The sequence below is a fragment of the Microbacterium sp. DWRC1-3 genome (assembly GCF_049896645.1).
Classification (GTDB): Bacteria; Actinomycetota; Actinomycetes; order Actinomycetales; family Microbacteriaceae; genus Microbacterium; species Microbacterium maritypicum.
In genome coordinates this window covers 1,892,388-1,910,401 of record NZ_JAFCUS010000001.1, presented here as the reverse complement: position 1 = coordinate 1,910,401, position 18,014 = coordinate 1,892,388, and the positions used below count along the sequence as shown (strand labels likewise).

Genomic DNA, 18,014 nt, shown 5'->3' with positions numbered 1-18,014 from the left:
ACGCAGAATTGATCCGATGTTTGCGGCGGAATGATCCGCCGACATCGAAGCAGAACCTTCAAGGAAGCAGGTGAGCGCATGAGTGGACCCATCCTCCGGGTCGAGGGGATCAGCAAGGGATTCCCCGGCGTGCAGGCGCTGAAGGACGTGCACCTCGAGGTGCACGCCGGCGAGGTGCTCGTGCTCGTGGGCGAGAACGGCGCGGGAAAGTCGACGCTGATGAAGATCCTCTCCGGGATCTACACCAAGGACGAGGGCACGATCACGTTCGAGGGTCAGGAGGTGGAGCTCACCAGCCCCCTCCAGGCGCAGGAGCTCGGCATCACGATCATCCATCAGGAGCTCAACCTGATGCCCGATCTGACCGTGGCGCAGAACATCTACGTGGGGCGAGAGCCCACCACCGGGCCGTTCCTGTCGGAGCGCAAGCTGAACGCGCAGACCGCGGAACTGCTGCAGCGCCTGGACATCCACCTGAACCCCCGGCAGCTCGTCGGCGAGCTCACGGTGGCCGAGCAGCAGATGGTCGAGATCGCCAAGGCGCTGTCGTTCAACGCCAAGGTGCTCATCATGGACGAGCCGACCTCCGCCCTCACCGACACCGAGGTCGAGACGCTCTTCGTGCTGATCGAGCAGCTCAAGGCGCGCGGCACCGGGATCGTCTACATCTCGCACCGCATGGACGAGCTGCGCCGTCTGGCCGACCGGGTGACCGTCCTCCGTGACGGCACATACATCGGATCACTCGACAGGTCCGAGATCACCATCCCGACCATCATCGAGATGATGGTCGGACGTGTGATCGACGAGGGTACCCGTCCGCAGGCCCGAGAGCACGCGAACGATCCCGTTGTCCTCGAGGTGCAGGGTCTGTCGACCAAGAACCTCCTGAAAGACATCTCGTTCCAGCTGCACAAGGGCGAGATCCTCGGCTTCGCCGGGCTCATGGGCGCCGGGCGCACCGAGACCGCGCGTGCCGTGATCGGCGCCGATCACCGCGACAGCGGCACGATCGCGATCGACGGTCGCACGGTGCGGATCGCCCAGCCCGCCGACGCCGTGCAGCACGGCGTCGGATACCTCTCGGAGGACCGCAAGCTCCTCGGCCTCATGCTCGAGCAGGACGTGACGTTCAACACCGTGCTCGCCTCGCTCGGCTCCTACGCCAACGCGATCGGCTGGATGGGCGACAGCAAGGCGAAGAACCGCACCAAGGAGTACGTGCAGCAGCTGCGCGTGAAGACCCCCTCGGTCAACCAGGTCGTCAAGCTCCTCTCCGGAGGGAACCAGCAGAAGGTCGTCATCGCCCGCTGGCTGATGCGCGACTGCGACATCCTCATCTTCGACGAGCCGACCCGAGGGATCGACGTCGGCGCGAAGGAGGAGATCTACCGCCTCATGCAGCAGCTCGCTGATGCAGGCAAGTCCATCATCGTCATCTCATCCGAGCTCCCGGAGATCCTCCGTGTGGCGAACCGCATCGCGGTCTTCGCCAACGGCCGCATCACCGGGACGCTCCGCAACGAGGAAGCAAGCCAGGAGAAGATCATGCAACTCGCAGCCCACGGGGAGGAAGACTGATGAGCGCTCCGCAGCAGCCCGGATCGTCGACGACGACGATCATCCAGACCGCCGTGAACGAGAACACCGACAAGAGAGACGTCGGCGCGTTCCTGAAGCGGCAGTTCCAGCAGTCGCTGGCGTTCGGCACGCTCATCGTGCTGATCATCTTCTTCTCGATCGCCAGCCCCAACTTCTTCACCTTCAGCAACATCGCCACGGTGCTGCTGTCGACCGCCGTCATCGGTATCCTCGCCCTCGGCACCACCTTCGTCATCATCACCGGCGGCATCGACCTGTCGATCGGCACCGGCATGGCGCTGTGCGCCGTGATGACGGGTGTGTTCGTGACGAACATGGGGCTCCCGGTCTGGGTCGGTGTCATCGGCGGCATCCTCACCGGTGTGCTGATGGGCCTGATCAACGGTGTGAACATCACGTTCCTCCGGCTCCCGCCGTTCATCGCGACCCTGGCGATGATGATGATCGCCGGTGGCCTCGCCCTCGTGATCTCGGGTGTCGCGCCGATCTACTTCTCGACGTCGGCCCCCGACTTCAAGAAGATCGCCCTCGGCGTGATCATCCCCGGCATCCCGAACGCCGTTCTCGTCACCGCCGTGCTCGCGATCATCGCGTACCTCGTGCTGTCGAAGACGCTGCTCGGCCGGTACACCTTCGCGATCGGCTCGAACGAAGAGGCCACGCGCCTCTCGGGCGTCAACACCCGTCGCTGGACGATCCTGATCTACATGTTCGCCGGGGCGTTCACCGGCGTCGCGGGCATCGTCATCGCCTCCCGCCTCGACTCGGCGCAGCCGCAGATCGGCACCGGGTACGAGCTGCAGGCGATCGCCGCGGTCATCATCGGCGGAACCTCGCTGCTGGGCGGACGCGGATCGATCCTCGGCACCGTGATCGGCGCCCTCATCATGAGCGTGCTCGTGAACGGTCTGCGCATCATGTCGATCCAGCCCGAATGGCAGAACATCGTCGTCGGCGTGGTCGTGCTGCTCGCGGTCTTCCTCGACTCGCTCCGCAACCGACAGCGCACCTGAGACCTGGACGGCGACGAAACCCGTGCCCGTCGTCGTCCTCCGGCCACGGCCGGCTTCCGCGGAGACATCCGCACAGGCACCTGGAATGTCCACAGCGCCGGCTCATCCGGCATCCACACAGAACAAACCGAGTCGTACCCAAACAATGGAGTTTTCATGAAATTCGGGAAGAAGACCGCACTCGTGGCCCTCATGGCCGCATCCGCACTGGTGTTCGCCGGCTGTGCCGGTGGCGGCGATGTGATCGAGGAAGGCTCGAGCAGCGGGGGCAGCAGCGACGGCGAGATGTACATCGCCATGGTCTCGAAGGGCTTCCAGCACCAGTTCTGGCAGGCCGTGAAGAAGGGCGCCGAGGACAAGGCGAAGGAGCTCGGCGTGAAGATCACGTTCGAGGGTCCTGCCGCCGAGACCGAGATCGCCGCGCAGCTGGAGATGCTGACCGCAGCGATCGACAAGAACCCGAGTGCCATCGCCTACGCCGCCCTCGACCCCGAGGCGTGCGTCGCCCCGCTCGAGCAGGCCAAGGCGAAGGACATTCCCGTCGTCTACTTCGACGCCCCCTGCAACGGCGACGTCGGGCTCAGCCTGTCGGCCACCGACAGCAAGGTCGCCGGTGCGCTCGCCGCCGAGCACATGGCCGAACTGATCGGCGGCGAGGGCCAGGTCGCGATCGTCGGCCACTCGCAGATCAACTCCACCGGCGTCGAGCGTCGCGACGGCTTCGTCGACAAGATCGAGGCGGACTACCCCGACATCGAGATCGTCGACATCCAGTACGGTGACGGCGACCACCTCAAGTCGGCTGACATCGCCAAGACCCTGATCGCGGCCCACCCCGACCTCAAGGGCATCTACGGCACCAACGAAGGCTCCGCCATCGGTGTCGTGAACGCCGTGAACGAGCTGGGCCTCGAGAAGGGCAAGATCACGATCGTCGGCTTCGACTCCGGCGCCGCGCAGATCAACGCCATCAAGGACGGCACCATGGCCGGCGCGATCACGCAGGACCCGATCGGCATCGGCGCACAGGTCGTGCAGGCCGCGTACGACGCCGCCAACGGCAAGTCGGTCGAGAAGTTCTACGACACCGGCTCGTACTGGTACGACAAGACCAACATCGAAGACCCGAAGATCGCGGGCGTGCTCTACGAGTGACACCGCATCGTCGAAGAAGCCCCTCACCTTCGGGTGGGGGGCTTCTTCATGTCCGGGGTGTGCGCGTGCCGTGGTGTGGGCGTGCCGTGTGCGTATGCCCGGTGCGGGTGCGTGTGCTCGGTGCGGGTGCATGTGCCGGATGTCGGGAGGACTCACGGATGCAGGAGCGGATGCCGGCGATTCCTCCGACATGCGTGCATTCTCCCGACAGGTGAGCAGGGCAGAGAGGCCGGGATCCCGCGCGCCGCCGCGTCACGGCGTGACGGCCTCAGAGGCGGCGGAGGAAGGTGAGCTGCGACGACGGTTCGACGATCAGCTCCTGCAGCGCCGCGTTGAAGGGCACTCCGGCGGGGGCGGCGATGTGCGCCTGGAAGGCCGCTTCGTCGCGATAGACCTCGTAGACGAAGAAGCGGTCGGGGTCGTCGACGAGCCGGGTCGCATCGAAGACGACGTTGCCCTCCTCGGCGCGCACGACCTCGGCGAAGTCGCGCAACAGGGCCGCCACGCGGTCGCCCGTTCCGGGCTGGGCGGTGAAGGTGGCGTGCAGGATGGTCGGCTCGGACACGGTGTCTCCTCGGGGATGTCGGGCGTGGAGTCGGATGCTCATGGTCATGCTCGTGTGCAGGGGGAGAAGATCACGGCGCGAGGGTCAGCAGGCGGGCCGGGGTGGTCACGAGCATCCGGTGCACGGCGTCGTCGCCGACGGCCGCGCGGAGGCGCGGGAGGTAGCGGTCGCCGAGGTAGGCGAGTCCGGGCATGCCGCCGTAGGCGATGTACCGCGTGCGCCGGGCGACGTCGCCGCCGAGCACGATCCGGTCGCCGGCCCCGCGCTCCACCACCGCGACCGTCAGAGCGAGCAGCTCGGCGTCGGAGCGGGTGCGCGGACGCGCGAAGCCGTCGTAGCCGAGGTGGGCTCCGCGTTCGGCGAGCGACACGTGCAGCCCGGGGTCGGGGTCGCGGTCGGCGTGCGCGAGCACGACCCGATCGGCGGGCACCCCTTCGGCGTCGAGCAGGTCGAGCACCTCATGGGCCGCTGTGCCGAACTCCAGATGCACCATGACCGCAGCGCCCGTCGCGCGGTGCGCCTCGGCCACGGCGATCAGGGTGGTGCGCTCGAACGCACTGATGCGCCAGTAGTCGGCGCCGCCCTTGAGCAGACCTGCGCGCACGGGTCCGCCATCGGGCGCGGCAGCGAGGGACACCTCGGGCGTCTCGAAGATCTCCCCGTCGTCGGCGGGCATCCCGCGCGTGATGTCGGCGATGAAGAGGGCCGCCAGACGCTCGGCGGTCCACACCTGCATCGGATGATCCGCGCCGTAGTGGGCCTCGCGGTGCCGGCCGGTGGTCGCGACGATGTGCAGTCCGGTCGTCGCACTGATCCGGGCCAGTGCTGCGGGGTCGCGGGCGAGGCCGAACGGTGTGGCATCCACCATCGCCTCGAACCCGCTCGCCTGCAGCAGGGCTGCTTCTTCGCCCGAGGCCTTCTCGTCGTCGAGCTCGTCGCCCGGAAGCAGCGGCGACACCTGGAACAGGTGCTCGTGATAGTCCACCCGCCCGAGCAGCGCCGGGTCGATATCGCCGAGCACCGTGCGGACGAGGGCGGACATCAGCGCACCGACTCCGCGGCCTCGGCGAGCCGTTCGACGATCTCGGGCGTCAGGTCGAGATCGAACACATCGGCCACGACCTGCGACCAGCCGTGGATGAAGTAGCGCCAGCCGTCGACCACGCGCAGCCCGCGTGCGGACGCCTGCGCCTCGGCCTGGTGGAGGAACTCGAGCGTGCCGCGGTAGTTGAACTCCCACGCGTACGCGCCCTCGGGGAACACCACGGCGTCGGTCAGAGGAGAGCCGGGCCGGTCCTTGCCGAGCCCCGTCGCGTTGGCGATCACCGATCCTGCGGGGGCGGCGGCCACCAGCGCGTCGGCATCTTCGGCCAAAGCGGTCACCACGTACTCGATCAGCCCCTCCCTGGTGCCGTGCTGGCGGTGCACCTCGCGCAGGTGGTCGAGCTTGTCCTGCGTGCGGGCCGTCACCGTGATCTTCGCCGGGGCGTCTTCGCGTTCGGCCAGTGCCCAGCTCAGGGCGGTGCCAGAGCCTCCGGCGCCGAGGATCACGACCGCGGCCCCGGTGCGGGCGAAGTGGTCGGCGGGAAGGAAGTCGTTCAGGGCGAGGTCGACCGTGATCGGGTCCTTCGCCCGCCCCGACAGGACCGGGCCCCGTTTGGAGATGCTGGAGATCTCGGAGCACGACACCGCGAACGGGTCGAGCTCGTCGAACAGGTCGGAGGCGGCGGCGTACACGTTCATCTTGTGCGTGGTCACGAGCGCCCCGCGGTGATGCGGGTCGTCGCGGATCTGCTCGACCATGGCGCGGTACTGCGCGGGCTCGGCATCCATCGGCAGGTCGTGGCCGAGCAGGGTGCGGGTCGGCAGGCCCAGGATGTCGGCCCAGAGCGGGAAGACCTTCATGATCGACGATGACGCGGTGGTCACCCCGACGAACCCCATGTAGTCGGCGGATGCCGTGGCCGGTGTCGCGGCCTCTGTGCGGACGGCGTCGATGGTCATCGGGTCTCCTCGGGGACGGGGACGGGGACGGGGACGGGGACGGGGACGGGGATGGAGGCGTTGGGTACGGGATGGGCGGGCTCGGCACCCGACAGCACGGCGATCACGTCGGCGAGCGAGAGGGAGCCCATGTTGTCGATGGCCTGCGTGGTCTGCGCGCCCAGGTGCGGGGTGACGATCACGCGATCGGCGAGTTCGGGCGCGAGCAGCGGACTGTCATGTGCGGCCGTGTCGCCGTCGAGGGTGTCGGCCGCGTAGCCGGCGAGGATGCCGTCGTGCAGCGCCCGTGCCACGGAGGCTTCGTCGATCAGATCGCCGCGGGCGGTGTTGACCAGCACGGTTCCCGGTCGCATGTCGGCCAGACGCTCGGCGTCGACCAGTCGCTGACCCCCGGGGGCGTGCAGGGTGATGACGTCGGCTCGGCGGAACAGGTCGTCGAGCGCGACGGGTTCCGCACCGCGAGAGCGCACCACATCGTCGGGCAGGAACGGGTCGGCGGCGAGCACGCGCGGCCCGAAGCCGCGCAGTCGCGCGGCGACCCCCTGGCCGATCCGTCCGAAGCCCACGATTCCGACCGTGGCGGCCCCGAGCTCCCGCCCGCGACGCACGCCCCAGTCGCCGGCGCGCACGCGGCGGTCGCCGTCGGGGACGAAGCGGAGGGCGGCGAGCATGAGCCCGACCGCGTGGTCGGCCACCGCATCGGCGTTGGCACCCGGAGTGTTGGTCACCGGGATGCCGCGGTCTCGCGCCGCTGCCAGGTCGACCGACTCGGTGCCGACGCCGTACCGGGCGACGACCTTGAGCTTCGGAGCCGCGGCGAGATGCTCCTCGGTGACCGGGCCGGTGCCGGCGATCCACGCGTCGGCGCCGTGCAGCAGCGACCGCAACTCGTCGAGGTCGTGGTGCGCCGGACCGCGGAGGATGCGGTGTCCCGACTGCGCGGCGCGTTCCACCAGATCCAGGTCGCCGTCCGAGAACGAGCGGCTGGTGACGAGGATGACGCCCATCAGCGCGGCCGTCCGGCGAACCACGGCGCGAGGGCCGTGTAGGCGTCGACGAAGCGGGCGTGCCGCTCGGCGTAGACGGCGTGGCGCCCGGCATCCGGGGTGAACTCGGCGGTGACCTCGCTCAGGGCGCGGGCGGCAGAGAAGTCGGTGAGTCCGAGCCCGACCGCGGCGGTGACCGCGGCACCGAGGCTGTTCGCCTCTTCCACGATCGTGCGTCGGCGCACCGGCACTCCCCACACATCGGCGAGCACCGAGAGGTACACGTCGCTCTGGGCTCCGCCGCCGACGGCATCGATGCGGTCGATCACGGCGCCTGATTCACGGAACGCCTGGATGCAGCTGAGCAGGTTGAACGCCGTGCCCTCCAGCACGGCCCGCACGAGGTGCGCCCTGCCGTGGTGGCGGGCCAGCCCGATGAACGCGCCCCGGGCATCCGGGTCCCACATCGGGGAGCGTTCCCCGAGCAGGTAGGGGAGGAAGTAGAGGTCGTCGGTGTCGACGTCGACGGATGCCTCGGCCGTGAGCCGCGCGGTCTCGGGGTGCGCGGGGTCGGGGGAGAGCGCCTCGGCGATCCACTGCACGGAGGCGCCGCCGGCCTGCATGGTGGCGGTGGGCACGAACGAGCCGGGAACGACGTTGTCGAACGTGAACGTGCGCATCGCGGGGTCGTGCAGCGGGGCGTCGGCCGCGAACGAGATCCACGACGAGGTGCCCAGACACACGTACGCGCCGTCTTCCGGGGCGACGACACCCGAGCCGACGGCGGCGAGCGGTCCGTCGCCGCCACCCATCACCACGCGCACTCCCGTGTGGAGTCCGAGAGCGGCGGCGGCGGCATCGGTCAGTGTGCCGGCGATCTGCGTGGATTCCAGGATCTCGGGGAACAGTGCGGGGTCGAGGCGCGCGGCCTGCAGCACCTCGTCGGACCAGGTGCCGCGCGCCTGGTCGTAGGCGTTGGTGCCGGATGCATCGGAGCGGTCGGTCGCGAGGCGCCCGGTCAGACGCAGCACGATGAAGTCCTTCGCGACGCACACCCGACGCACGCGCGTCCAGGTGTCGGGCTCGTTGTCGCGCACCCACATGATCTTCTCGACCGAGTAGGTGGGGTTTAGGCGGTGGCCCAGGATGCCGTAGGCACGCTCGGCGCCGATCGCGGCCTCGAGCTCGCGTTGCTGGGCGCCGGCCCTGGTGTCGGCCCAGATGATCGCCGGACGGGCGGGCTCGCCGTCGGCATCGAGCAGCACGGCCCCCATCATCTGGCCGCTGACCACGAGTCCGGCGATGTCGGTCGCGGCCGTGCCGGTGCGCGCGATCAGGTCGCGCGTGGCGGCGACGACCGCGTTCCACCAGTCCGCAGGGTTCTGCTCGGCGACCCCGCCCGCGGCGAAGTGCGCGGGGTAGGGGACGGTGACCGAGGCGACGAGACGGCCGTCGTCATGATGCAGCGAGGCCTTGTTCCCGGTCGTACCCAGGTCGTGCGCGATGATCATGGCCGGAGCCTATTCCGCGTAGGGACGCAGGTCGACGCCGGAGGCTGCGCGATAGGCACGCGAGCCCATTCCGTGCTCCAGCACCCAGCCGTAGTCGTGCCCTGCTCCTCCCGGATACACCGCGAGGAAGGCGTAGGGCTCGTCGCCGGTGTTGACCGAGCGGTGCGCCCAGCCCGGCGGGATGTAGCCGATGGTGCCGGGGAGCATGTCGAGCCATTCGGTGCGCTCGCCGTCGAACATGAGCAGGCCGCCGCGGCCCTTCAACGCCAGGTAGATCTCGCCCTGGTGGTTCGGGTGCTGGTGCCCCTTGGTCATCCAGAGCTCGCCGCCGGTGTCGCCGGGCATGATCGTGGTGATCGACTGCGGCAGCTCGCGGTCGGCCTCGGGCACGGGGGAGCTCACGACCGTGTAGACGACGGGGTTCTCGCCGGCGGATGCTTCGGCCCAGGCCTCGGCGTCGAGGAAGAGCCCCTCGAGGTCGGACATCCGCCGGGTGAGGGTCGGCCCCTCGGGCGAGAGCGTCAGCTTCTCGGCGTCGAAGGCGATCGCCATCGGAGAGATCGGCGGGGTGTGGAACTCGGGCATCGGTGCTCCTCGTAACGGATGCTGCGGCGCTGCGCAACCTGTAATGACAGGTTCACTGTACCTGTTATGACAGGTGGCGTCCAGGGGTGCATGCCTGCTGCCGCTCCGGTCGCCGTCGGTGCCGCCTGATCGCGAAGAATCCGGCAGGAGGTGCGACCGGAGCGCGGAGGGGCCGTCGGCGTCAGTGCCGAGTCACTCGGCGGTGCGCCTCGCGCGGTACGCGGCGACGGCGTTGCGGTTCGCGCACGTCGTGGAGCAGTAGCGCTTCGAGCGGTTGCGCGAGAGGTCGAGCGCGATCGACTGGCAGGTGTCGTCGTCGCACACGGAGAGGCGCGAGCCCTCGTCGGCGCGGATGACGTCGATCAGGGCCATCGCGGTCTCGATCAGGATGCGCTCGGCGAAGGGCTGCTCATCGGCGACGGCGTGCAGGTGCCAGTCCAAGCCGTCATGGCGACGCAGCGCCGGGGTGAGCCGGGATTCCGCGAGCGCGTCGTTGACGTGCGCGGCCATCTCGTCACGCGGTGCCAGCAGCATGGCGCGCAGGCGCGGACGCAGATCGCGCAGCGAGGCGACCTCGACCTCATCGCGGTCGAGGCGCCCGGTGTAGGGGAACTCGCGGAGGAAGGCGTCTTCATCGTCGAGGTCGTTCAGCGTGTCCGGCTGTTCGGCGGAGTTCGCGAGCCAGACGGCGGAACGCAGCGCCTCCTCCGTGTCATCGGTGAAGATCATGTTGACATCTTACAGCGCGCGCGAGTAGCGTCATCGATCATGAGCAAGGTGAGAAGTGACACGGTGGTCTCCTCCGCACGAGACGTGCGCCTCGGACTGCCGCTCGCGCTCGCCGCGGCCTTCGCCTTCGGCATGTCGGGCGGGTGGGCGCGAGGGCTCATAGATGCCGGATGGACGCCCGGGGCTGCCGTGACCGCCCGCATCTGGGTGGCCGCTCTCGTGCTGCTGATCCCGACGATCGTGTCCCTCCGAGGGCGGTGGGTGCTGCTGCGGCGCAACGCTGGCATGATCCTCGCCTACGGACTGCTGGCTGTCGCCGCGACCCAGCTCTTCTACTTCCAGGCCGTGGCCGTCATGGACGTGGGTCTGGCTCTGCTCATCGAGTACACCGCCCCGGTCGCGGTGCTGCTGTGGCTGTGGCTGCGAAGGGGTGAGCGGCCGACCCGCCGCAGCATCCTCGGCGCGGCCATCGCCTTCGTCGGGCTCGTGCTCATGCTCGACATCCTCACGGGGGCCGACGTGAACGTGGCCGGCATCCTGTGGGCACTCGGGGCGATGGTGGGCGCGGCGACCTACTTCGTGCTCTCGGCCAAGGTCGACACCGGGCTGCCGCCCATCGCCCTCGCCGGGAGCGGTCTGCTTCTCGGCGCGGTCGGGCTCACCGTGGCCGGTGCGATCGGCGTGCTGCCGATCGCGTGGACCACCGACGACATCGCGTACCGGTTCGGCAGCGTGCCCTGGTTCGTGCCGGTGCTGGCGATGGGGGTCGTGGCGACCGCGCTCGCCTACCTGCTCGGCATCGCCTCCACGCGGATGCTGGGTTCGCGGCTCGCCTCCTTCGTCGCACTCGCCGAGGTGGTGGCGGCCCTGCTGTTCGGCTGGCTGCTTCTCGGGCAGCTGCCCGACCTGCTGCAGGCGCTCGGCGGCGTGCTCGTGCTCGTGGGCGTCGTGGTCGTGAAGCTGGGTGAGCCCGTCGCAGCGGAATTCGTCGAGCCGATGCCCGCGGGGGCGCCGGCGCTTCGCGCGGAGAATGTATACGAGAAGCCCGTTCAGAAAGAACTCTGACCCTTCAGCCTCGGTTTATGTATACACTGAGGGCATGACCCTCGCCGTGGAACGCACCTCCGCGAGTGATCGCGCGTACGCGGCTCTGCTCGATGACATCCAGTCGGGCACGCTCCCGGCCGGTTTCGTGCTCGGCGAGGTCGAACAGGCCGAGCGCCTGGGTGTGAGCCGCACCCCGATGCGTGAAGCGCTGCGTCGACTCATCGCGGATGGGCTCGTCGTGCAGCAGTCGCCGCGGGTCACCGTGGTCGCCGATCTGGATGCCGACGACATCCGCTCCCTCTTCGAGATCCGCCGCGCGCTCGAGGAGAGCTCAGCCCGCCTCGCCGCCACCAGGGGAGACGCCGCCCTGTTCGCCGCACTCGCCGACGAGTTCGCGCACGTCGACCTCGACGCCATCGAAGGCCGTGACGCCTACTACGCGCTGATCGCCCGCTTCGACGTCGCCCTCGACGCGGCCGTGGCGAACGACTACATCGCCTCGGCGCTGCGCACCGTGCGCACCCACCTCGTGCGCGTGCGCCGGATGGCTCGCGACAAGCCCGCCCGGCTCGCCGCCTCCGCCGCCGAGCACCGCACCATCGCCGAGGCGCTCGCCGCCCGCGACGGCGACCTCGCCGCCCACGCCACGCACGTGCACCTGCACAACGCGCTCACCGGCATCCTCGATTCCCTCGAATCCCGCAACAGTGAAGGATAAGAAATGACCGTCACCCACCACGTCCGTGTGCACCGCAGCGACGAGAACCTCGCCAGGGAAGACCAGCTCGCCTGGAAGATCGCCGAGGTGGCCGCCGACCAGGTCGAGGTCGAGCAGGACGTCGTCGACATGATCATCAACCGCATCATCGACAACGCTTCGGTGGCTGCGGCTTCCCTCACCCGTGCGCCCATCAACGCGGCCAGGGCCCAGGCGTTCAGCCACCCCGTCTCGACCGGCGGCGTCGGTGCGAACCTGTTCGGTGCGGCGCTCGAGCACCGCACCAGCCCCGAGTGGGCCGCCTGGGCGAACGGCGTGGCCGTGCGCGAGCTCGACTACCACGACACGTTCCTCGCCGCGGAGTACTCGCACCCCGGCGACAACATCCCGCCGATCCTCGCGGTCGCGCAGCACACCGGCAAGGACGGGCGGGCGCTCGTGCGCGGCATCGCCACCGGCTACGAGATCCAGATGGACCTGGTGCGCGCGATCTGCCTGCACAAGCACAAGATCGACCACGTCGCCCACCTCGGCCCGTCCGCCGCCGCCGGCATCGGCACCCTGCTCGGCCTCGACGTCGAGACCATCTACCAGGCCGTCGGGCAGGGCCTTCACACCACGACCGCCACGCGCCAGAGCCGCAAGGGCGAGATCTCGACCTGGAAGGCGCACGCTCCGGCCTTCGCCGGCAAGATGGCCGTCGAAGCCGTCGACCGGGCGATGCGCGGACAGACCAGCCCCGCCCCCATCTATGAAGGCGAAGACGGCGTGATCGCCTGGATGCTCGACGGCAAGGACGCGTCGTACGACGTGCCGCTGCCCGCCGCCGGTGAGCCCAAGCGCGCGATCCTCGACTCGTACACGAAGGAGCACTCGGCCGAGTACCAGGCGCAGGCGCTGATCGACCTCGCCCGCAAGCTCGGGATCGAGAACCCGGCACTGCGCGACCCGGCGAACATCGATCAGATCGTGATCCACACCAGCCACCACACCCACAACGTGATCGGCTCGGGCGCGAACGACCCGCAGAAGTACGACCCGACCGCGTCGCGAGAGACGCTCGACCACTCGGTGCCGTACATCTTCGCGGTGGCCCTGCAGGACGGCGGGTGGCACCACGTCGACTCCTACGCCCCCGAGCGCGCGGGCCGTGCCGACACGGTCGCGCTGTGGCACAAGATCACCACCGCGGAGGACGCCGAGTGGACCCGCCGCTACCACTCCGAGGACCCGGCCGAGAAGGCGTTCGGCGGTCGTGTGGAGATCCGCCTCGCCGACGGCTCGACCGTGGTCGACGAGATCGCCGTGGCCGATGCGCACCCGCTGGGGGCTCGTCCGTTCGCCCGAGAGAACTACATCGCGAAGTTCCGTCTGCTGGCGGAGCCCGTGCTCGAGCCCGCCGAGATCGAGCGGTTCCTCGCCCTCGTGCAGCGCCTGCCCGAGCTGACGGCTGCCGAGGTCGGCGAGCTCTCGATCGTCGCGAAGCCCGGCCTGCTCGAGGCTGCTCCTGCTCCTGCGGGACTGTTCTGATGCTGTACTCCACCGTCACGCCCGCCGAGAAGCGCCGACTGTTCCGCGAGCGTCTCGCGAGCGGGGAGCTGCTGCGCTTCCCCGGTGCGTTCAACCCGCTGAGCGCGCGCCTGATCGAGCAGAAGGGCTTCGACGGCGTCTACATCTCCGGCGCCGTGCTCTCGGCTGACCTGGGCCTGCCCGACATCGGCCTCACGACGCTCACCGAGGTGGCCGGACGGGCGAAGCAGATCGCCCGTATGACCGACCTCCCCGCGATCGTCGACGCCGACACCGGCTTCGGCGAGCCGATGAACGTCGCCCGCACGATCCAGGAGCTCGAAGACGCGGGCCTCGCCGGCACGCACATCGAGGATCAGGTCAATCCGAAGCGCTGCGGCCACCTCGACGGCAAGGCCGTGGTCGACGAGAACACCGCGATCAAGCGCATCCGTGCCGCAGCCGACGCTCGTCGCGACGAGAACTTCCTCATCATGGCGCGCACCGACATCCGCGCGGTCGAGGGTCTCGACGCCGCGATCGACCGTGCCAAGGCGCTGGTCGACGCCGGTGCCGACGCGGTGTTCCCCGAGGCCATGCGCACTCTCGCCGAGTTCGAGGCCATGGCCGCGGCGCTCGACGTGCCGATCCTGGCGAACATGACGGAGTTCGGCAAGAGCGAGCTGTTCTCGGTCGACCAGCTGCGTGACGCGGGCGTGAACCTGGTGATCTGGCCCGTGTCGCTGCTGCGCATCTCGATGGGGGCCGCAGGCCGCGCACTGGATACTCTGAACGAAGAGGGGCACCTGACCTCCGCGCTCAGCGAGATGCAGCACCGCGCCGATCTCTACGATCTGATCGACTACGAGTCGTACAACCACTTCGACTCTGGCGTCTTCAACTTCACCATCACGAAGGAGTGACCATGACCGAGCCGGACATCAAGAAGGGCCTCGCGGGCGTCGTCGTCGACACGACCGCGATCTCGAAGGTCAACCCCGAGACGAACAGCCTGCTGTACCGCGGCTACCCCGTGCAGGAGCTGGCGGACACGCAGCCGTTCGAGGCCGTCGCCTACCTGCTGTGGAACGGCGAGCTGCCCACTCCGGAGGAGCTCGCAGCCTTCCGGCTCGAGGAGCGCAAGCACCGGACGCTCGCCGACAACGTCAAGACCGCGATCGACCTGGTCCCGCTGGATGCGCACCCGATGGACGAGGTGCGTACCGCGGTCAGCCTGATCGGCGCCTCCGACCCCGGCGCCGGCGGCTCGGTGCTCGACGCGGGCGGCAGCCCCGAGCAGAACCTCGAGCGCAGCATCCGCCTGTTCGCCGCGCTTCCTGCGATCGTCGCCTACGGTCAGCGTCGTCGTCGCGGCCAGGAGATCATCGCTGCGCGCTCCGACCTCGACTACTCCGCGAACTTCCTCTGGATGACGTTCGGCGAAGAGGCGGACGACGTCGTGGTGGATGCCTTCAACCGCTCGATGATCCTCTACGCCGAGCACTCCTTCAACGCCTCCACGTTCACCGCGCGCGTGATCACCTCGACCCTGAGCGACATCTACTCGGCGGTCGTCGGCGCGATCGGCGCGCTCAAGGGTCCGCTGCACGGTGGCGCCAACGAGGCCGTGCTGCACATCTTCGACGACATCGGCACGGCCGAGAACGTCGTGCCGTGGCTCGACAAAGCACTCGCCGAGAAGCGCAAGATCATGGGCTTCGGGCACCGCGTCTACAAGAAGGGAGACTCGCGTGTGCCGACCATGAAGGCCGCGCTCGACACTCTCGTGGAGCATTACGACCGCGCCGACGTCGCCGCTCTGTACGACGCTCTCGAGTCGGAGTTCGTGGCGCGCAAGGGCATCTACCCGAACCTCGACTACCCCTCGGGCCCGGCCTACAACCTGATCGGCTTCGACACGCTGACCTTCACGCCGCTGTTCGTGGCGGCGCGGGTGACGGGCTGGACCGCGCACGTGATCGAGCAGGCCGGATCCAACGCGCTGATCCGTCCGCTGTCGCACTACGACGGCCCGGACGAGCGGCACGTCGCGGTCTGAGCGTCGCGGTCAGCGGGTGAGCCAGCTCCGCAGGGACCGGGTCACGAACGGCAGCACCCAGTACGCCATGATCGGCGTGAGCACGAGGGTGGTGGCCAGCACCCGCGCCCAGATCGGCAGCTCGTTCCACCCCGGCACGGGGCTCATCGCGTAGGTGAACGCGAGGTTCACGGGGAAGAAGCCCAGCCAGATCGAGGTCGCCTGCTTCCACCGCGGGGGAGCGGGGGCGACGGTGACCGTCTCGGTCGTGCCGTCGGCGGACGGCAGCGTGATCGTGCCGGTGGTCGGCTCGTCGAACCAGCCCTCGATCCCGGTGCGGCGCTTGGAGCGCTCGCTGCGCACGAAGCCCTGGCCCATCGACAGCCACCAGGCCCGCTCTGCCGACTGCTCCCAGGCGGTGAGCGAGTCCTCGCTCGCGAACCGGTAGAGCATGTGCCACACCTGCGAGTCCTCGCCGGCGCGCACCCAGCCGGAGCCGAGGAAGCCCGGGTACTTCGTCGCGAGGTTCACCCCCGTCTGCACCCAGGCGGTCGCCTCGACGATGCGCTCGGGGTCGACTTCGCGGCGAATGGACACGGTGAGGGGTTCGGACATGGTGGGGTCCTCGGGGAACGGGCGCCCGGGGTCGGGGCGTCGAAGCGGATGCGCCAAGGGTGGCGGCGCACCGTCGATTCTAATTCGGATGCGGCGTGCTCCCGGCCGCTCCCGCCTCCACGAGGAGGACCCCCGCCGACCCGATTCGGCGGGGGTCTCGCGGCGTGGAGCCGCGACGGGAGCGAGAGCGCTCACCGTGTGCGCGGTAGACGTGACACCCGATCCGGTCTGAGTCTCTGTCCGCGCACCTGCAGTTGTACCCGGGCGAGATGACGCGGCGGTGAACACGGCGGGAACAACCGCGATCGACGCAGACGCGGCCGTGCGCGCGGAATACAAGGATGTCCTAGTAAATGTCCGGCCCTCCGAGTAAACTCCCCAATGTGCCAACGACGGCACGGAGGGATGTCACACAATGACTCGTACTATCCCGCACTTCGTGGGCGGATCGCTTCTCACTCCCGACTCCGGTCGGTTCGCCGACGTGTTCGATCCGAGCACCGGTGCCGTGCAGGCGCGCGTGCCGCTCGCCTCGGCCGACGAGGTGCGCCGCGTGATCGCGAACGCAGAAGAGGCGCAGGTCGCGTGGGCCGCGACCAACCCGCAGAAGCGCGCTCGCGTGCTGTTGCGGTTCCTCGACCTGGTGCAGCGGGAGATGACGTCACTGGCCGAGCTGCTCGCGAGCGAGCACGGCAAGACGGTCGACGATGCGAAGGGCGACATCCAGCGCGGCCTCGAGGTCATCGAGTTCGCAGCCGGCGCTCCGCACCTGCTCAAGGGCGAGTACTCCACCGGCGCGGGAACGGGCATCGACGTCTACTCGATGCGGCAGCCGCTCGGGGTCGTCGCCGCGATCACCCCGTTCAACTTCCCCGCCATGATCCCGCTGTGGAAGGCCGGCCCCGCGCTCGCCGCCGGCAACGCGGTGGTGCTCAAGCCCAGTGAGCGCGACCCCTCGGTGCCGGTGCGCATCGCCGAGCTCTTCCTCGAAGCGGGTCTCCCCGCAGGTGTCCTCAACGTCGTGCACGGCGACAAGGAGGCGGTCGACACGCTGCTCACCGACGAGCGCATCCGCGCCGTGGGCTTCGTCGGATCGACCCCGATCGCCGAGTACATCTATGCGACGGCCGCGGCGAACGGCAAGCGCGCGCAGTGCTTCGGCGGCGCGAAGAACCACATGATCGTGATGCCCGACGCCGACCTCGATCAGGCCGTCGACGCGCTGATCGGCGCGGGGTACGGCTCGGCGGGCGAGCGCTGCATGGCCATCTCGGTCGCTGTCCCGGTGGGACAGGAGACAGCCGACGCGCTGGCCGCCAAGCTCACCGAACGCGTCGCCCAGCTGCGGGTCGGCCCCTCTCTCGCGGCCGACGTCGACTACGGCCCGCTGGTCACACGGGCGGCCGTCGAGCGGGTCGAGGGCTACATCCAGCAGGGCATCGACGAGGGGGCGACACTCCTCGCCGACGGTCGCGGCTTCACCGTGGAAGGGCACGAGGAGGGCTTCTACCTCGGACCGACCCTGTTCGACCACGTCACCACCGACATGGCGATCTACCGTGAGGAGATCTTCGGCCCCGTGCTGGTCATCGCCCGCGCCGCCGACTACGAGGAGGCGCTGCGGATGGCCTCGGAGCACGAGTACGGCAACGGCGTCGCCATCTTCACGCGCGACGGCGACGCGGCCCGCGACTTCGCCGCCCGCGTCGAGGTGGGGATGGTCGGTGTGAACGTGCCGATCCCGGTCCCGATCGCCTACTACACGTTCGGCGGCTGGAAGCGCAGCGGATTCGGCGACCTCAATCAGCACGGAACCGACGCCTTCCGGTTCTACACGAAGACCAAGACGGTGACGAGCCGCTGGCCCGCAGCAGGCATCCGCGATGGTGCCAGCTTCGTCATCCCGACCATGCACTAGCCCCGGAAACCTCCCACAA

At 69.2% G+C, this 18,014-nt stretch carries 17 protein-coding genes; 9 read left to right on the top strand and 8 right to left on the bottom strand.

Features of this window, described 5'->3' with window-relative positions:
* Window positions 1-78: 78 nt before the first annotated feature.
* From ACP699_RS09270 to ACP699_RS09260, 3 genes are all read left to right on the top strand, one after another.
* Complete coding sequence (locus tag ACP699_RS09270) at window positions 79-1,581, top strand: sugar ABC transporter ATP-binding protein (RefSeq protein ID WP_127483080.1); 1,503 nt, start codon at window positions 79-81, stop codon at window positions 1,579-1,581.
* A complete protein-coding gene (locus tag ACP699_RS09265) occupies window positions 1,581-2,615 on the top strand; it encodes an ABC transporter permease (protein WP_017829492.1) in 1,035 nt (344 codons plus the stop codon). Before ACP699_RS09270 ends, ACP699_RS09265 begins: the two co-directional genes overlap by 1 nt.
* A gap of 156 nt (window positions 2,616-2,771) precedes the next feature.
* On the top strand, window positions 2,772-3,770 hold the full coding sequence (locus tag ACP699_RS09260; protein ID WP_055866105.1) for an ABC transporter substrate-binding protein: 999 nt from the start codon (window positions 2,772-2,774) through the stop codon (window positions 3,768-3,770).
* 268 nt (window positions 3,771-4,038) lie between these two features.
* Here the strand turns inward: ACP699_RS09260 and ACP699_RS09255 are convergent, their stop codons facing one another.
* The 7 genes from ACP699_RS09255 to ACP699_RS09225 all read right to left on the bottom strand — a co-directional run bounded on the left by ACP699_RS09255 (window position 4,039) and on the right by ACP699_RS09225 (window position 10,150).
* Window positions 4,039-4,335 carry a putative quinol monooxygenase gene (locus tag ACP699_RS09255; RefSeq protein WP_302793554.1) on the bottom strand — a complete coding sequence of 99 codons (297 nt, stop codon included), beginning with the start codon at window positions 4,333-4,335 and terminating at the stop codon, window positions 4,039-4,041.
* 70 nt (window positions 4,336-4,405) lie between these two features.
* On the bottom strand, window positions 4,406-5,377 hold the full coding sequence (locus ACP699_RS09250) for a phosphotriesterase family protein (RefSeq protein ID WP_426170739.1): 972 nt from the start codon (window positions 5,375-5,377) through the stop codon (window positions 4,406-4,408).
* Window positions 5,377-6,339: a shikimate dehydrogenase family protein gene (locus ACP699_RS09245; protein ID WP_426170737.1), complete on the bottom strand. Its 963-nt coding sequence runs from the start codon at window positions 6,337-6,339 to the stop codon at window positions 5,377-5,379. The genes ACP699_RS09250 and ACP699_RS09245 overlap by 1 nt, the downstream gene beginning before the upstream one ends.
* Window positions 6,336-7,370, bottom strand: a complete 1,035-nt coding sequence (locus ACP699_RS09240) for a phosphoglycerate dehydrogenase (RefSeq protein WP_426170735.1) — start codon at window positions 7,368-7,370, stop codon at window positions 6,336-6,338. The genes ACP699_RS09245 and ACP699_RS09240 overlap by 4 nt, the downstream gene beginning before the upstream one ends.
* Window positions 7,346-8,836, bottom strand: a complete 1,491-nt coding sequence (xylB, locus tag ACP699_RS09235; protein WP_426170733.1) for a xylulokinase — start codon at window positions 8,834-8,836, stop codon at window positions 7,346-7,348. Before xylB ends, ACP699_RS09240 begins: the two co-directional genes overlap by 25 nt.
* A gap of 9 nt (window positions 8,837-8,845) precedes the next feature.
* Window positions 8,846-9,421, bottom strand: coding sequence for a glucose-6-phosphate isomerase family protein (locus ACP699_RS09230; RefSeq protein WP_127483075.1), 576 nt, complete (start codon window positions 9,419-9,421; stop codon window positions 8,846-8,848).
* A gap of 192 nt (window positions 9,422-9,613) precedes the next feature.
* On the bottom strand, window positions 9,614-10,150 hold the full coding sequence (locus ACP699_RS09225) for a CGNR zinc finger domain-containing protein (RefSeq protein ID WP_127483074.1): 537 nt from the start codon (window positions 10,148-10,150) through the stop codon (window positions 9,614-9,616).
* A 39-nt stretch (window positions 10,151-10,189) separates the two neighbouring features.
* On the opposite strand from ACP699_RS09225, the gene ACP699_RS09220 reads away from it, so the two are divergent.
* From ACP699_RS09220 to ACP699_RS09200, 5 genes are read left to right on the top strand one after another with little or no spacing between them, the layout of a single operon-like run.
* Complete coding sequence (locus ACP699_RS09220; RefSeq protein WP_426170730.1) at window positions 10,190-11,215, top strand: EamA family transporter; 1,026 nt, start codon at window positions 10,190-10,192, stop codon at window positions 11,213-11,215.
* 34 nt (window positions 11,216-11,249) lie between these two features.
* The gene (locus ACP699_RS09215; protein WP_426170728.1) at window positions 11,250-11,915 is read left to right on the top strand and encodes a GntR family transcriptional regulator; all 666 of its coding nucleotides are present in this window, start codon (window positions 11,250-11,252) and stop codon (window positions 11,913-11,915) included.
* Between the two features lie 3 nt (window positions 11,916-11,918).
* Window positions 11,919-13,445, top strand: a complete 1,527-nt coding sequence (locus ACP699_RS09210) for an MmgE/PrpD family protein (RefSeq protein WP_055874580.1) — start codon at window positions 11,919-11,921, stop codon at window positions 13,443-13,445.
* The gene (gene prpB / locus ACP699_RS09205) at window positions 13,445-14,347 is read left to right on the top strand and encodes a methylisocitrate lyase (protein ID WP_055866091.1); all 903 of its coding nucleotides are present in this window, start codon (window positions 13,445-13,447) and stop codon (window positions 14,345-14,347) included. The genes ACP699_RS09210 and prpB overlap by 1 nt, the downstream gene beginning before the upstream one ends.
* 2 nt (window positions 14,348-14,349) lie before the next feature.
* Window positions 14,350-15,483, top strand: coding sequence for a bifunctional 2-methylcitrate synthase/citrate synthase (locus ACP699_RS09200; protein WP_151485753.1), 1,134 nt, complete (start codon window positions 14,350-14,352; stop codon window positions 15,481-15,483).
* Window positions 15,484-15,492: 9 nt separating this feature from the next.
* Here the strand turns inward: ACP699_RS09200 and ACP699_RS09195 are convergent, their stop codons facing one another.
* Complete coding sequence (locus ACP699_RS09195) at window positions 15,493-16,077, bottom strand: antibiotic biosynthesis monooxygenase (protein WP_055866086.1); 585 nt, start codon at window positions 16,075-16,077, stop codon at window positions 15,493-15,495.
* Window positions 16,078-16,492: 415 nt separating this feature from the next.
* Here ACP699_RS09195 and ACP699_RS09190 point away from each other — a divergent pair, with 415 nt between their 5' ends.
* Window positions 16,493-17,995, top strand: coding sequence for a CoA-acylating methylmalonate-semialdehyde dehydrogenase (locus ACP699_RS09190; RefSeq protein ID WP_426170724.1), 1,503 nt, complete (start codon window positions 16,493-16,495; stop codon window positions 17,993-17,995).
* Window positions 17,996-18,014: the final 19 nt, after the last annotated feature.